Origin of the sequence: Bacillus sp. DTU_2020_1000418_1_SI_GHA_SEK_038, from assembly GCF_032341175.1 — a bacterium.
Classification (GTDB): Bacteria; Bacillota; Bacilli; order Bacillales; family Cytobacillaceae; genus Cytobacillus.
Window position 1 is genome coordinate 3,185,871 of record NZ_CP135435.1, and the last position, 15,596, is coordinate 3,201,466.

At 39.1% G+C, this 15,596-nt stretch carries 15 protein-coding genes and 1 other RNA gene; 3 read left to right on the forward strand and 13 right to left on the reverse strand.

Annotation, left to right across the window (positions count from 1 at the left end; genetic code table 11):
- Window positions 1–14: 14 nt before the first annotated feature.
- From RRV45_RS16005 to RRV45_RS16030, 6 genes are all read right to left on the reverse strand, one after another.
- Complete coding sequence (locus tag RRV45_RS16005) at window positions 15–2,438, reverse strand: SF1B family DNA helicase RecD2 (RefSeq protein ID WP_315665682.1); 2,424 nt, start codon at window positions 2,436–2,438, stop codon at window positions 15–17.
- Between the two features lie 33 nt (window positions 2,439–2,471).
- On the reverse strand, window positions 2,472–3,131 hold the full coding sequence (locus tag RRV45_RS16010; RefSeq protein WP_315665683.1) for a tetratricopeptide repeat protein: 660 nt from the start codon (window positions 3,129–3,131) through the stop codon (window positions 2,472–2,474).
- Between the two features lie 127 nt (window positions 3,132–3,258).
- Entirely contained in the window at window positions 3,259–4,374 is a 1,116-nt protein-coding gene (mnmA, locus tag RRV45_RS16015) for a tRNA 2-thiouridine(34) synthase MnmA (RefSeq protein ID WP_315665684.1), read from the reverse strand.
- Between the two features lie 31 nt (window positions 4,375–4,405).
- The gene (locus RRV45_RS16020; RefSeq protein ID WP_315665685.1) at window positions 4,406–5,548 is read right to left on the reverse strand and encodes a cysteine desulfurase family protein; all 1,143 of its coding nucleotides are present in this window, start codon (window positions 5,546–5,548) and stop codon (window positions 4,406–4,408) included.
- Window positions 5,549–5,881: 333 nt separating this feature from the next.
- Window positions 5,882–6,301 carry a cysteine metabolism transcriptional regulator CymR gene (cymR, locus tag RRV45_RS16025; RefSeq protein WP_315665686.1) on the reverse strand — a complete coding sequence of 140 codons (420 nt, stop codon included), beginning with the start codon at window positions 6,299–6,301 and terminating at the stop codon, window positions 5,882–5,884.
- Window positions 6,301–6,975: a YczE/YyaS/YitT family protein gene (locus RRV45_RS16030; RefSeq protein WP_315669063.1), complete on the reverse strand. Its 675-nt coding sequence runs from the start codon at window positions 6,973–6,975 to the stop codon at window positions 6,301–6,303. Before RRV45_RS16030 ends, cymR begins: the two co-directional genes overlap by 1 nt.
- A gap of 301 nt (window positions 6,976–7,276) precedes the next feature.
- On the opposite strand from RRV45_RS16030, the gene RRV45_RS16035 reads away from it, so the two are divergent.
- A complete protein-coding gene (locus RRV45_RS16035) occupies window positions 7,277–8,536 on the forward strand; it encodes a replication-associated recombination protein A (protein ID WP_315669064.1) in 1,260 nt (419 codons plus the stop codon).
- A gap of 48 nt (window positions 8,537–8,584) precedes the next feature.
- On the opposite strand, the gene RRV45_RS16040 is transcribed toward RRV45_RS16035, so the two are convergent.
- From RRV45_RS16040 to RRV45_RS16060, 5 genes are read right to left on the reverse strand one after another with little or no spacing between them, the layout of a single operon-like run.
- Window positions 8,585–9,544: an ABC transporter permease gene (locus tag RRV45_RS16040; protein ID WP_315665687.1), complete on the reverse strand. Its 960-nt coding sequence runs from the start codon at window positions 9,542–9,544 to the stop codon at window positions 8,585–8,587.
- Between the two features lie 2 nt (window positions 9,545–9,546).
- A complete protein-coding gene (locus RRV45_RS16045; RefSeq protein WP_315665688.1) occupies window positions 9,547–10,461 on the reverse strand; it encodes an ABC transporter ATP-binding protein in 915 nt (304 codons plus the stop codon).
- Entirely contained in the window at window positions 10,462–11,166 is a 705-nt protein-coding gene (locus tag RRV45_RS16050; RefSeq protein WP_315665689.1) for an ABC transporter ATP-binding protein, read from the reverse strand.
- Window positions 11,167–11,168: 2 nt separating this feature from the next.
- Complete coding sequence (locus RRV45_RS16055) at window positions 11,169–11,543, reverse strand: GntR family transcriptional regulator (RefSeq protein WP_315665690.1); 375 nt, start codon at window positions 11,541–11,543, stop codon at window positions 11,169–11,171.
- A 4-nt stretch (window positions 11,544–11,547) separates the two neighbouring features.
- Entirely contained in the window at window positions 11,548–12,336 is a 789-nt protein-coding gene (locus RRV45_RS16060; RefSeq protein WP_315665691.1) for a hypothetical protein, read from the reverse strand.
- 195 nt (window positions 12,337–12,531) lie between these two features.
- Here RRV45_RS16060 and RRV45_RS16065 point away from each other — a divergent pair, with 195 nt between their 5' ends.
- Window positions 12,532–13,056 carry a Myb-like DNA-binding domain-containing protein gene (locus RRV45_RS16065; RefSeq protein ID WP_315665692.1) on the forward strand — a complete coding sequence of 175 codons (525 nt, stop codon included), beginning with the start codon at window positions 12,532–12,534 and terminating at the stop codon, window positions 13,054–13,056.
- Window positions 13,057–13,095: 39 nt separating this feature from the next.
- Here the strand turns inward: RRV45_RS16065 and RRV45_RS16070 are convergent, their stop codons facing one another.
- Complete coding sequence (locus tag RRV45_RS16070; protein WP_315665693.1) at window positions 13,096–13,866, reverse strand: tRNA threonylcarbamoyladenosine dehydratase; 771 nt, start codon at window positions 13,864–13,866, stop codon at window positions 13,096–13,098.
- Window positions 13,867–14,098: 232 nt separating this feature from the next.
- Here RRV45_RS16070 and RRV45_RS16075 point away from each other — a divergent pair, with 232 nt between their 5' ends.
- Window positions 14,099–15,094 carry an NAD(P)H-dependent flavin oxidoreductase gene (locus RRV45_RS16075; RefSeq protein ID WP_315665694.1) on the forward strand — a complete coding sequence of 332 codons (996 nt, stop codon included), beginning with the start codon at window positions 14,099–14,101 and terminating at the stop codon, window positions 15,092–15,094.
- A 277-nt stretch (window positions 15,095–15,371) separates the two neighbouring features.
- Here the strand turns inward: RRV45_RS16075 and ssrS are convergent.
- Window positions 15,372–15,561: non-coding RNA, 6S RNA (ssrS, locus tag RRV45_RS16080), on the reverse strand.
- Window positions 15,562–15,596 lie beyond the last annotated feature (35 nt).

Genomic DNA, 15,596 nt, shown 5'->3' on the forward strand with positions numbered 1-15,596 from the left:
ACACTGTTCTTCCCTTAGCTTCTTTCGGTTTCCATAAAATCATACGGCGTGATATTTTCCATGCCTATTAATGGATCAATTTTCATTAGCATTTCAAAAATTGGAAGTTCTTCCTTATCTTCAGCTTTCTCTTCATGTATGACGTCCGATATGGCCTCAATTAGCCTTTTCGTTAATGTAGTCAGCCTAGAGAGTTCATCCGCCCTTTCTACCCCAAGCCTTAAAGCTTCTTCTTCCCCGCATAAAATTAGAAATTGTTTACTGCGTGTAATAGCTGTATACAGCAAATTTCTTCGGAGCATGCGATAATAACTCTTCACAACGGGCAGAATCACAATCGGAAACTCACTTCCCTGGGATTTATGGACAGAACAGCAATAAGCAAGGGTAATTTGATTTAAGTCCTGGCGTGTGTAAGTCACTTCCGTTCCATCAAAGGACACAATAATCATATCCTGCTTTTCCGTATTTTCTTTTGCATAGAATATAGAAACGATTTCACCCATATCCCCATTAAAAACATGACTTTCAGGCTGATTGACAAGCTGAAGAACCTTATCGCCAATTCGGTATTTAACATCCCCAAACGCGAGCTCTTTTCGACTTCCGTCAGGATTAGGATTGAAAATCTCCTGAAGAATCTCATTCAGCTTATCAATACCTGCTGGACCTCTATACATCGGGGCTAAAACCTGAATGTCCTTCGCTGTATATCCCTTCTTCTTTGCATTTAAAACAATTTTTTCAACGACCGCTGAAATTTGGCCTGGACTGCATTGAAAAAAAGATCTGTCCGCTTGCTGCGCCGTCACGTTTACCGGAAGCTTTCCTTTTTTCATTTCATGGGCAAGCTCTATTATCGATGATCCCTCCGCTTGCCTGTAAATGTCTGTTAACCGAACAGTAGGAATTCTCTCAGACTGCAGCAAATCTTTTAGAACCTGGCCTGGCCCTACTGATGGAAGCTGATCCTCATCCCCAACTAAGATCACTTGCAAATTTTCCGGGAGCGCTTTAAATAGCTGATTGGCCAGCCAAATATCAACCATGGAGGTTTCATCAACAATTAAGATTTTTCCTTGCAATAAATTTTCTTCATTACGATCGAATGCCTCTGTTCCATTCCACCCTAGAAGCCTGTGAATAGTGACCGCGGGCAGGCCTGTGGATTCCGCCATCCTCTTAGCCGCTCTTCCAGTTGGTGCGGCTAACAGGAATGGAAAAGGCTCCTCCTTCTTGTAATCCTTAGGATTTAACGAACAGCCATGCAGTTCCGCGTATAATTCAACAATCCCTTTAATTACCGTTGTCTTCCCTGTACCTGGACCGCCAGTTAGTATCAGCATTGGAGACATAAGCGACGTTTGGATTGCCTCTTTCTGTGTCGGCGCATATTGAACCTTTAAACGTTCTTCTAATTTTCCAAGCGCCAGAAGAAACTCTGATTCCGGGAATTGTTCATTAAATTGAGTTTGGTTCAAAATTCGTTTGATATTTGTAACAAGGCCCTTTTCTGAAAAATAAAGTGAAGGCAAATATAATCTTTGCTCCTCGACCATGATTTTTCCCTCTTCCTGGAGCTTTATAACCTCATTAGAAATATCATTAAATTGGATTTCATCACGCTGATTTTCCTCTAAAAGTCTTTTCGCGCTTTGAAGAAGCTCTCTCGCTTCCATGTATACATGGCCAGCCTGCATGCTTTCCATTTCTAATATGTAAAGGCTTGCTGCTCTTATTCTTGCTGGATGATTGCCCGATATTCCAAGCTTATATCCCAGCTCATCTGCCCTGCCAAATCCAATTCCCTCAATATCCTCTACGAGCTTATAAGGATTATTCTGGACTGTTTCGATCGTCTGCTCTTTGTAAAATTGGTAGATCCTCATTGAGAGCTGAGGTCCAAATCCATATTCATTTAAAGCAATCATGGCCTGCTCAATGCCTTGATGCTGCATCAATGTATCGTATAAAGACTTTGCTTTTTCAGGAGCCAGTTTTGGAATTCCGTCAAGAAGGGAAGGCTCATTAAGAATTTTGGTTATAGCATTTTCCCCTAGTATTTCAACGATATTTTCGGCTGTTTTTTTACCAATACCTTTAAATAACTCACTTGAAAGGTAATTAACAACGCCTTGTTTGGTCTGGGGGATATCCTTGCGATAATGGCTAGCATGAAGCTGGACTCCAAATTTAGGGTGTTCCTTCAAATCTCCGTAAAAAATATAAGTTTCCTGCTCATGCATTTTCGGAAAATAACCTGTAATGACAGCTTCTTTATCTTCATAATGATGATTTGTTTCATCCACACGAATCCGTAAAACCGTATATAAATTTTGTTCATTATGAAAAATGGTTACAAGATGCCGGCCTTTCATGTATTTCTTTTCTTTTTCAGAAAATAAATCTAAAGTCCCCTGTGAGCCCTGCTTATCCATTACTGTGCCTCCTTCCCTTCATTCTTCAATCTCCTATTGTTCTGTTCCTTTTTCAATCAATTTTTTACCGTATCCCGCCAATAAATGGTCTGGCTGAATTTCTAGTGCTTTTTCAAAATATTGCAGTGCTTTCTCTTCATCTTCCTTGAAGCCAAATGCTACACCTAAATTATAATAAGCATCTGCATGGTCTGGATCGATATGAATACATTTCTCCAGCTGAATAATCGATTCATCAATAAAGCTTTCTTGAGCCAAGCATAAGCCGTATTGAAAAAATGCTTCAGAATCATTTTCATTTAATTCTGTACTTCTTTGTAAATATGGCAAAGCTAATTTTCCTTGTTCCAGAGCTATTAAAGATAGGCCAAGCATAAAATAATTATCACCGGACTCCATTCCCTTTTTCATCGCGGTTTCAAACATTTTCTTTGCCTCTTGAAAATTTTGAAGATCGTAAAGCAAGTTTCCTGCACTATAATAGGCCGCAGTTGCATTCTCATCAAGCTCAATAGCTTTTTCATAAAACTTTAATGCTTTTTCCGTTTCTCCTACGACTGATAAAACATTGCCAAAATTTATATAAGACGTTGGATCTTGAGGCTTTTCCTCAATGGCTTCCATAAATACAGTTGCCGCCTCTTCCCATTTTCCTTCTTCCATATATTGAATACCTAATTGGTTTTTATCCATCTTAAATTCACTCCATTTCATTTAGAAGTATAGCATATTCTTCAATGTTTCAAACGAGAAAAAAGGGCTCTTTCGACTCTGTTTTAACAGAACCGAAAGAGCCCCCATGCATTATGTTCAAACTAGTTTATCCGACATAATCAAGTCGCTTTCCGTCTTTATATACTTCATCAATCGTTCCGCCGCCTAGGCACTCATCACCATGATAAAAAACTACTGCCTGTCCAGGAGTAATCGCTCTAATCGGTTCATTAAAAATGACTCTTACTTTGTCATCTCCAAGCAGCTCAACAGTTACTTCGTTATCAGGCTGACGGTACCTAAATTTGGCTGTACATTTAAAGGTTTTCGGCATTTCTTTGCCCGACACCCAGCCAATATTTACGGCTGTAATCGAATGTGAGTAAAGCTTCTCATTGTGGAAGCCTTGGCCGACAATCAGAACATTTCTCTTCAAGTCCTTCCCAATCGCAAACCAGGGCTCACCCGCTCCGCCGATGCCTAATCCATGCCGCTGGCCAATTGTATAATACATCAGACCATCATGTTTCCCCATTACTTTGCCATCGAAAGTTTCCATATTACCAGGCTGAGCTGGTAAATAGCTTCCAAGGAATTCCTTGAAATTTCGTTCGCCAATAAAGCAAATTCCTGTACTATCCTTCTTTGTCGCTGTAGCAAGATTTGCCTCAATAGCAATCTCCCTGACTTTAGACTTTTCAATATCGCCAATCGGGAACATGACTTTTTCTAGCTGATCTTGTTCTAGTTGGTTTAGGAAATACGTTTGGTCCTTATTCTCATCAATGCCACGGAGCATTTTATATTCTCCATCTCGGAATTCGACTCTCGCATAATGCCCTGTTGCCAAGTAATCCGCCCCGAGCTTCATCGCATGCTCAAGAAAAGCTTTAAATTTAATTTCTTTATTGCACATGACATCTGGGTTCGGAGTTCGGCCAGCCTTATACTCATCAAGAAAATAGGTGAATACCTTATCCCAATACTGCTTTTCGAAGTTTACAGCATAATAAGGAATCCCAATTTGATTGCAGACGCGAATGACATCATTATAGTCCTCTGTTGCTGTACAAACACCAAACTCATCGGTATCATCCCAGTTTTTCATAAAAATACCGATGACATCGTACCCTTGTTGTTTTAATAACAAGGCCGCAACTGATGAGTCTACACCACCCGACATCCCAATGACTACCCTTGTGTCCTTAGGCTCTTTTTTCATGTGAATTTCACCACGTTTCTTTAGAAAGTTTCTATGTTGTTAATCGTTTAACGATTTTACTTGTTTCTTCGGCAGCCTTTTCAATCTGTTCTAAAGTATTGAATAGGCCGAAACTAAACCGAATCGAATTTTGAACACGCCCGTCATCCTTGCCAAACATGGCAACTAGAACATGAGACGGATCAATTGAGCCTGCAGTACATGCCGAGCCGCTAGATGCAGCTATACCTGCTAGATCAAGGTTCACAAGCATGGCTTCAACATTCGTTCCGGGAAAGCTTAAGTTTAAAACATGAGGCAAAGAAAAATCAAGCGATCCGTTTTGCCTAAATTCTATATTGTTTTCGGAAAGCTTTTTGATAAAAGCAGCTTTAAACTGAAGATAAGCCTCTCGCTTCGTATCCATCTCCTGCTGAGAGATCCGGACAGCCTCCAAAAATCCGGCAATAGACGGCACATTTTCAGTGCCTGCGCGTCTTTTTCTTTCCTGCTCCCCGCCAAATACCCGCGATGCAAGCTTAATATCTGTCTTTGCATACAAAAATCCAATCCCTTTTGGGCCATTCATCTTATGAGCAGAAACGGACATTAAATCAATTCCGTATTCCTTGACATCAATTTTTTCAATACCGTATGCCTGAACTGCATCTGTATGGAATATCGCAGGATGTTCTTTTAAGATTTGGCCAATTTCCTTTATTGGCTGTATCGTTCCAACCTCATTATTGCCGTACATAATCGTTACAAGAATCGTATCATCTCTTAAGGCGTTCTCGAGATCGTCTAATGATATTCTACCTTCTTGGTCAACTGGTAAATAAGTAATTTCAAAGCCCCGCTTTTCCAATTGTTCACAAGTATGGAGGACAGCGTGATGTTCAATTTGAGTTGTTATGATATGCTTTCCTTTATGCTGATAGGAATTGGCAACTCCAAAAATCGCATGGTTGTCCGCTTCTGTCCCTCCACTAGTAAAGATCAATTCATTCGCTTGTGCACCAATACTTTTTGCAATTTTTGTCCGGGCCTCATCAATAATATGGCGGGCACCTCGGCCAAAAGAATGAATGCTGGAAGGATTGCCAAATTCAGCATTCATCACTTCCATCATTTTATCAATCACTTTTGGATGCATAGGAGATGTTGCTGCATGATCAACGTAAATCCGCTCCACATATTTCACCTTCTTAATAGTCTACTCTTTAGCTATATCCGAGACTTTTCGTATATAACCGCTGCGTTCGCAAATAAATCCGCTGCGTTCGCAAATAAACCTGCTGCTTGCGCAAATAAATCTGCCGTGTTTGCAAATAAATCTGCTGCGTTCGCAAATAAATCTGCTGCGTTCGCAAATAAACCTGCCGCGTTCGCAAATAAACCTGCTGCGTTCGCAAATAAACCTGCTGCGTTCGCAAATAAACCTGCTGCGTTCGCAAATAAATCCGCTGCGTTCGCAAATAAATCCGCTGCGTTCGCAAATAAACCTGCCGCTTTCGCTAATTAGCTGTTAAATATAAAACATATAGCCGTCTGTATCTCCATCATCTTTATAATTAGCTAAATCCTCAAGTGTTGTATTGTCCAGCACATCTTTTACTGCATCACGTATTCTCATCCAAAGATGTTTCTTCGCTGGCTCCTCGTCTTCAATCCCTTCCACAGGGCTAATTGGACCTTCCAAGACGCGAATAATGTCTCCTGATGTTATATTGCCGGGAAGATCTCCTAAAATATAACCGCCATAAGCTCCGCGGATGCTCTTGACTAAGCCCGCATTCCGTAAAGGAGCAATGAGCTGTTCCAAGTAATGCTCAGAAAGATCATTTGTCTGGGCAATTGATTTTAAAGAAATAGGACCCTCTCCATGCTTCTTCGCTAATTCCATCATAATAGTTAAACCGTAGCGGCCTTTTGTCGATATTTTCATTAACTTACACCTCTATCTTTTTCATTTAAAACTGGCACTTTATTTTTCGCTTTCATTTTAGCTAAGAACCGGTCAGTCATATTCTGGCATTGCGGCAAAGCAATACCTGCTATCGGACCGATCGAAATTCCAATAATAATTGTTCCCCAGAAAACAGGTCCTCCGAGCTGCCAGCCGATCAAAAGCACGGCGATTTCCATGCAAAGTCTAATATGTGCAACTTTCCAGCCTGTTTTTGATGTTAAGGCAATCATGAGGCTATCCCTTGGCCCCGCTCCAAATTGTGCCGAAATATAAATACCCATGCCGTAGCAGCAAGTAATAATTCCGAAAATAAACATTATGATTTTCCCTGTAAGTGAAGATGGGGTTTGCATAAAGGGAAGCATTAAATAAAAATCCATAAATAAACCAAATAAAACCATATTTAAAAAAGCACCCATTTTTGGGAACTCCTTCAGAATAACAGATGATAAAGCCAAAATAACGAACCCGACAATAATGGACCAGCTTCCAATTGTAAGCCCGAATTGATAATATAAGCCTACATGAAAGATATCCCATGGTGTTGCACCTAAATCAGCAAGAATTAACAGCACAGCCCCAAGAGTCATGACAAGCAGCCCCACTATAAAAACAATGAATCTTGACCCAATTTGACCCCTTTTTATCATATTCACCTGTCCATTTCTCCCCATTAGTAAAGCTTATTCTTAGTATATAGATAGACTTTTGTTATTATAGCATATTTAGAGGTGATAAATCATTTTGTCATTCCTATTATTATGGTATGTTTAATAATATTGTACCTTTAATCAAACTCGCCTCAGCGAAATTGCGCCCAGATTTTTATCGAGCATGCTCGATAGATTTCCCCTAAAAATATGAGGCATCCGCCGGAGGCTTTAACTTCATTTAGTCGAAGTTTTTATTTCGGCTGAATGCATTAGAAGTTTTGGAGTGATGAAATTGAATATTAAGCCATTAGCATTCCGAATGAGACCGCGAACGATCGAAGAAATCATTGGGCAGGAGCATCTTGTAGCCCAAGGGAAAATTATTAATCGAATGGTTAGAGCTAAACAGCTAAGCTCGATGATTTTATATGGACCTCCTGGGATAGGCAAAACGTCCATTGCTAGCGCAATTGCCGGTAGCACCCGCTTCGCCTTTCGCAACTTAAATGCTGTTACAAATAATAAAAAAGATATGGAAATCGTTGCCGCCGAAGCAAAAATGTCCGGCAAAGTCATCCTTCTCCTTGATGAAGTACACAGATTAGATAAAGGGAAGCAAGATTTCCTCCTTCCCTATTTAGAGAATGGGATGATTACGTTAATTGGCGCAACAACAAGCAACCCTTATCATGCCATTAATCCTGCGATCCGCAGCCGCTGTCAAATTTTTGAATTAAAGCCTTTATCAGTTAAAAATATTAAAGAGGCATTGCTCCGAGCAATCGAGGATAAGGAGCGAGGATTAGGAGAAAAACAAGTTCAAGTAACAGAAGAGGCACTTACTCATTTCTCCACTGCCTCAAATGGAGATGTTAGAAGCTCGTTAAATGCTTTAGAGCTGGCTGTTTTATCAACTGAACCTAATAGCGAAAACATCATACAAATTGATTTAGCAGCAGCAGAAGAATGCATGCAGCGAAAAAGCTTAACCCATGACAAAGATGGAGATGCCCATTATGATGTTCTCTCTGCATTCCAAAAATCGATCCGGGGAAGCGATGTCAATGCCGCTTTGCACTATTTAGGAAGATTAATTGAAGCAGGGGATTTGCAAAGCATCAGCAGACGTTTACTAGTAATCGCCTATGAAGATATCGGACTTGCTTCTCCCCAGGCAGGGGCTCGAACACTTGCAGCGATTGAAACGGCCGAACGGGTAGGCTTTCCTGAGGGAAGAATACCTCTTGCAAATGCAGTTATCGAGCTTTGCTTATCACCAAAATCGAACTCAGCAATTATGGCAATAGATACAGCCCTTGCCGATATTAGAAAAGGAATCAGCGGCGAAATCCCAGATCACCTTAAGGATGCTCATTATCAAGGGGCTAAGGAACTTGGCAGAGGAATTGATTATAAATACCCCCACGATTATGAGGGCGGCTGGGTTAAGCAGCAATACCTGCCGAATAATATTAAAAATAAACTATACTACCAGCCGAAGAAGACAGGTAAATTCGAGCAAGCTTTATCAGCTATTTATTCAAATCTGCAAAAATAAAGGCACAGAAGAAATCAGCTTTGACAACGATTTCTTCCGTGCTATTCTTTAAGCGGCTACGTCTCTTTTCTTAAATACATAGAAAGCGACTGCTTGAAATAAAGCGAAATATAAAACTAACATTGTCACTGAGAAACCTAATGACATACCTTCTACCATTGGAGATCCCTCAAAATATTGCAGCAAATCAGTGTTTGCAAATAATAAATATTTTGCCCATTCGTATTTCATCGAAATCAATCTAGTCACCTGTCCCCCCATGAATAAAAGGAATAAGGACAAGCCAATTGCAAGTGAACTACTTCTGAATGCTGCTGAAATCATAAATGCCATTGTAGCAAGCATTAGCATATTGATTGATTTAAGACTGTAATAATTGAGTAAATGAACAAACATACTTTGTTCAGTAACCGCCCCGTTAAAATATTTTAAATAAGGAGTCGGATGTTCAGGCATGCCAAAAAGGATTGCCCCTAGTCCACCAGAATAAACAAATAGGAGAGCAAGCATAAATAAGCCAAACAGGAGAACTGTTAAATACTTTGACAGCAAAATTTTCCCCCTTTTAATGGGACGAATTAATAACAGCTTAATGGTTCCCCAATTAAATTCACTTGCGACAATTCCTGCTGCAATAATGATCGTAAATAATCCAACAAATTCGATCGTCTGTGAAGCATCATTAACAAATCCCCATATCGAATAATCCACATTTGGAGAAATATCATGGTCGATTCGATACGTATTTAGCGCTATTTCTCTTTCATAATGCTCCTTCATTTCTCTTGGTGCAGAACTGCCCATTTCTTCTAGCTGCTTTTCATAACTGTCATTCTGAACTTGAAGCCCTCTTTTCCATTCTGTGTTATCTGGTACAGCTCCTTTAGATTCCTGATATTTAATAAAACCGCCAGCTATCGTTGTAACTAAAAGGAGAATTCCAATCATCACATACGTCCCAGGCCGCTTAAATATTTTCATCCATTCATTTTGGATCAGTCTAAACATTCTCAATTCACCTCCGTGGATGTCACTTCTAGGAATCGGTCTTCTAATGTTTTTGTCATCTCTTTTATTCCATAAATTTGTATTTCACTTTTAACAAGCTCTTTCACTATAACTGGAACTACCTCTCTTTTTAATGGAACTGCAATGCCATTCTCAGTCAATTTCACCTGCAATTCAGAGAATAGCTCCCCTATTATAGAACTCGCTTTCTCCTTTTTATCCACTTCCATCTCATAAACCTTTTCATTCCCTTGAACAAAATCGCTAATCAGCTGAACATCAATGAGCTTTCCGTATTGAATGATGCCAATACGGTCACACATCATTTCCATTTCCGATAAAAGGTGGCTTGATACGATAACTGCCATATCCCTTTCTCGTGCTAGCATTCTTAGATGATCCCTAATTTCCCTAATTCCGGCCGGGTCTAACCCATTGGTCGGCTCGTCCAGTATCAATACTTTAGGATCATGTAAAAGGCATTGTGCCAGTCCTAATCTTTGTCTCATACCGAGGGAATAAGTTTTCACCTTATCATGGATTCTGTCTGTCAAACCGACAAGCTCTACAGTCTCATTAATTTTCTCCTTCGATACTCCCTTAGACATTCTTGCATAATGAATAAGGTTCTGATAGCCGCTCATAAATTTATACATTTCAGGGTTCTCAACAATAGCACCTACATGGGTAATGGCTTTTTCAAAATCTGCATTGATACTGTGGCCAAGGATTTTGATATCACCAGATGTCATCCCAATTAACCCCACTATCATCCGAATCGTGGTTGTCTTTCCGGCACCATTAGGTCCAAGAAAACCAAACACTTCCCCTTTATTAACATTAAAGCTCAGAGAATCAATGATTGTTCTTCCATTAATGATTTTTGTTACGTTTTGAATCTCTACAGTAGCGCTCATTTATTCTCCCCTCGATTCTTTAAATGTCCTTTTCATCCATTCGATAATGGAAATACCTTCTGTTTCTCTAAGCTCTTCAACATGGTGGCGGCCAATTAATTTCCCATTTTGCATGGCTAACACTTCATCTAGCAGGGGCTCAATTTCATCAATCTCATGTGTTGCAATAATGACGATTTGGTTTTCAAAATCAATATAGGAAAGCAAGCTTTTTACGATAGAATCCCTCACCATTGGATCTAGCCCAGAAAATGGTTCATCTAATAGCAACACAGATGATTCCCTTGCTAAGGCTAGCACGAGCTTTAAACGTCCGCGGTTTCCTTTTGACAGTTGCTTAATTTTTTTATTCGGATCCAAGTTCATAAATTGAACTAATTCTTTCGCCCGTTCCATTCGAAAATCCGCAAACTGTGAAGCATGGAAGTTGATCATATCCTTTACTTTAAAAGGCTGATAGAACATATCAAGCTCTGACAGATAGGCTACACTTGCAGCTATTCTTCGATCAGATGCTTTCCCATTCACAATTACCTTCCCAGTTGATGGGAGTACAAGACCAGCGATCATCTTTAAGGTTGTAGATTTTCCGCTTCCGTTCGGACCAAGCAGCCCATATATTTTCCCGCTTTCAAGTGTGAACGTGACATCATCCAAACCTATTTCTCTTCCGTACTTTTTCGTGACATGCTGAAATTCAATCATCTTTAACCCTCTCGCTTTCCTTTAATATAAAATTGTAAGCCAGAGACCATTTCTTCTTCCGAAAAGCCAAGCTCTTTCATGTTATTAAAAAATGCTTCAATAATATCCATCTGCAGCTTCGCCTTTAAGTCCTTAATTTGGTTGGTGTTTTCAGTCACAAATGTCCCTTGCCCGCGTTTCGTTTCCACGATTTCCATCCTTTCTAACTCACTATAGGTTCGTTGAATTGTATTTGGATTGACTCCAGTTTGAATCGCCATTTCACGGACAGAAGGGAGTTTGTTTCCAGGCAATAATTCTCCTCTCGCGATTTGCTGATTTATTTTATCAACGATCTGTATATATATCGGCTTTGATGCTTGGAATTCCTCTCCCATTACACTACACCTCCACTTTCCTCTCTAATAGCCAAACTGCAATGAGGAAAACAACTGCGGCTACAGCTGTATAAATAATTCCGTTCATAATTGATATTTCAGCTGTATCTACTAATCCTGCTGATGCTGAACTTTTTCCTGTTTCAAACTTTAACGTTTTCATAGGTTCTAACTTGATTACACCTATATTTATAAGTTTTTTATAAAACGGCAGATTTTGAATATAATTACTAGCTGCAGTTAATACAACCCATAATCCGATTATGATTGGCCAACGAAATGTATTAAGTGAAGGAATTCCTTTTAGTGAGTGATAGAACGCCCAGTAAAATAACACCCATATTCCTAAATAGATAGAGCTTAAAGCAAGTGCGATTCCAATTAAGCTGATATTAGGCAACGGTTCACCAGCAAAATGATTAAAGCTTTCTGCATGCATGGAATGATTTACTTGCCAATCTGTAATAAATAACGCAATCGAAAACGAAACAAGGAAATAAACAAATCCCGCTGATAGCTTTGCTAGGAACAGCTTTGCACCATGATTAGGATTGTGCAGCCATAGCTGTGAATGTCCTTCAATATTCAGTGAATTTATCAAGTATGCTGGCAAATATAATACATGGCCAACGAGGATCATGATGGAAATGATCGGAAAAATGACAAATTCTTTAAAGTAATGCATCAACCCTAACCCTGCAATAAAAGAGAAAAATAATATCCCGATTCCTACCATAAACCAGCTTTTAGTTAATTTAATTTCTTTTATAAATAAGCCTTTAAATGCTAACATTGTTCTCCCTCCTGCATGAATGTTATAGTGTATTAGTTAAATAGTACACTGGTACATACGGGGAAGTCAATACAATTTACTTTTTTTAGAAAAATTAGGAGTGATTATTTATTCGGTTACATTCCCACTGAATATTTTCTTTTTTGAAAGGTGAGGATAAAACGTATATTTCAATTTTTGCAAAGGAGCGAAAAAATGAAGGCGCGAAAAGGTTTATGGACAGAAGAAGAAGATCATTTGCTGATGGAAATTGTAGAGGAGTATGTTTCAAACGGGGATTCTAGGGCTTCAGCGTTTAAAAAAGCCAGCATAGAATTAGGGAGATCGGAGGCAGCCTGTAAATCAAGATGGAATTCAGTTTTAAAAGATAAAGCCGAAAAAAGCATTAAAGCCCCTAAAGAACCCTTCGAAAATAAAGAACTTGAATCTTCGCAAATTCATTTGCCTGAAAAAAATGAGCCTATCAATAGTTTGGATCAAGCAATTAGCTTTCTTAAAAATTATTCTGCTGAGTTACCAGAAGCCGAACTAATAGATGAAAATAACCGCCTTCAGGAAGATAATAATCGTCTTAATGCTAAAAATAAATCACTAATGAAAACACTTGTTGAGAAGCAGGAACTATTTGAGATGGAAAGAGAAAAATATGAAAACGTCTTAAAAATATTACAACAAGCAGACTGCCTGTTAAAGAAAGAGCCTATTAGGATGATTCATTAAAAACATAAAAAAAAAGCCCAGCAAAGCTGGACTGAATAATTAGTAATTCTCATTCTTAACTCGATTCACTTTAATATCCTTTAACAGTTCTCTAACAACATAGCTAGCCATAACTAAACCAGCGACTGACGGGACGAAAGCATTAGAAGAAGGCGGCATTTTTGCCTTACGAATAACAGCATCGTCTTTTCCAACTTCCTTTCTTACATCCTCACGAATAACAATTGGGCTTTCATCTGAAAACACAACTGGAATTCCCTTGCGAATTCCTTCTTTTCTTAATCGGGTGCGAATGACTTTTGCGATTGGATCTGTATGCGTTTTAGAAATATCTGCAATTTGGAATCGGGTTGGATCCATCTTATTGGCAGCACCCATGCTTGAAATCATCGGGATATTTCTCTTTAAACATTCTTTCATTAAATGAATTTTATAAGAAATCGTATCTGATGCATCGATGACAAAATCAAGGCCATACTCGAAAAACTGCTCGTACGTTTCCTCGGTATAAAACATTTTCAACGCAATTACTTCACATTCTGGGTTAATGTCCTTGATCCGCTCTTTCATTAAATCAACCTTTGGCTGACCAACAGTGGAAAGCAAGGCAATAATTTGCCGATTTACATTTGTAATATCAACATCGTCTTTATCAACTAATACTAATCGCCCAACACCAGACCGGGCTAACGCTTCTGCAGCGAAGGTCCCTACACCGCCAACCCCTAGAACAGCAACTGTGCTGTTTTTCATGATGTCTAACCCTTCTTTACCGATAGCAAGTTCATTTCTTGAAAATTGATGCAACATATATTCTCAGCTCCATAACACTTTCAAAATTAATAACCACGTAATAATTGGTCCTACTTTTGTTTTTCCCGATATTGAATATACCATACTTTTTAAGAAAAATAAGTATCTCCATTGGAATAAAATGATTTATTTTTTTACCATTTGCAAATAAAAATTTAACATCAACTATTAGTACCTAGTAATATAAATCACATCTTTTATTTAATTATCATGTTACTCTAAAAATTGCATGAACCTAATCATTCTAAAACAATCGAAATGGGGTTTTATATTGAACTTACCACAATTAAAAATTGGCCATATGGAACCAAAAGTTCCCATTCTTCAAGGAGGTATGGGAGTTGGTATATCACTAAGCGGGCTCGCTTCAGCTGTAGCAAATGCAGGCGGGATTGGCATAATATCAGGAACTGGGATTTCAACAGATGAACTGAAATTTCATATTAAAAGGGCAAAGGAAAAGATTATTGGACAAGGCTATATTGGCGTCAATGTATTATTTGCGATGAATGATTTTGCCGAAAAAATGAAAGCTGCCATAGAGGAAAAGGTCGATTTTATTATTTCCGGTGCTGGTATTTCACGCGATATGTATTCCTGGGGGAAAGAGAGTGGAATTCCGGTAATTTCCATTGTTTCTACAGCTAAGCTAGCAAGACTTTCTGAAAGATTAGGAGCTTCTGCAGTTGTTGTTGAAGGATGTGAAGCAGGCGGACACTTAGGAACGGATCGCCCTTTATTTGAAATCCTTCCAGAAGTAGTTGAAGCGGTTAACATTCCAGTCATTGCAGCTGGTGGAATACTAACCGGAGAAGATGTAGCAAAAGCGATTCAAATGGGTGCTTCAGGTGTACAAATGGGTACAAGGTTTGTTGCCAGTGAGGAATGTGACGCTCCATTTGCCTTTAAAGAAAAATATGTGAATGCGAAAAAAGAAGATACAATTCTTGTTAAAACAACAGTTGGTCTGCAAGGGAGAGCAATAAAGAACAAATTCACCGATTTAATTTCTGGTACGGGAAAATTAAAAATCGATAAATGCCATGATTGCTTAAAAAACTGCTCCTACCGCTTTTGCACTCTAGATTCACTTCTGAAATCTGTAGGCGGCGATGTAGAAAACGGCCTCGTATTCGCGGGTGCAAGAGTTTCTGAAATTAAGCAAATATTGCCCGTTCACACAATCATACAAAACATTACTGATGAATATTTAGCTGTTAAATAAATCCTTCAAGCCTGTCAATCTGCAGGCTTTTTTTGCTGTATTAAAAAAATTATAAAGCTTTATTATTCTTTAAGAAGTATCTGATGCCCGTTGCTTGCAATTTCCCGCTACGGCGGGCATCTGATTGAGCGACTGATGACCGGTCGGGGCTATTTTCACCTTCGATGGGCACCTGATTGAGCGTCTAAATGACCTTGTTAGGCATTTTTTCAGTCCAACAAAAACAAAAAAACCTATTCCTTTAATGTGGAATAGATTTTGTATTCATATGTAAGGAAAGAGTCCCAATCGTGCCGTCGCTTAGATGCCTTCGTTTTGAACCCGCACAAAGCAGGTGGGTGTCCTGTTTCTGCTTATGTAAGTCCTCATTCCATGAGGCATTTACGCCGCTATAGAAAACTCTGGACTCCCGAAGGATAGATGTTCGGTCAAAATGTCAGGTTACACAACGAACACATCAGGACTCTTTAAAGATTAATAGTATTTTATCATATTCACTATG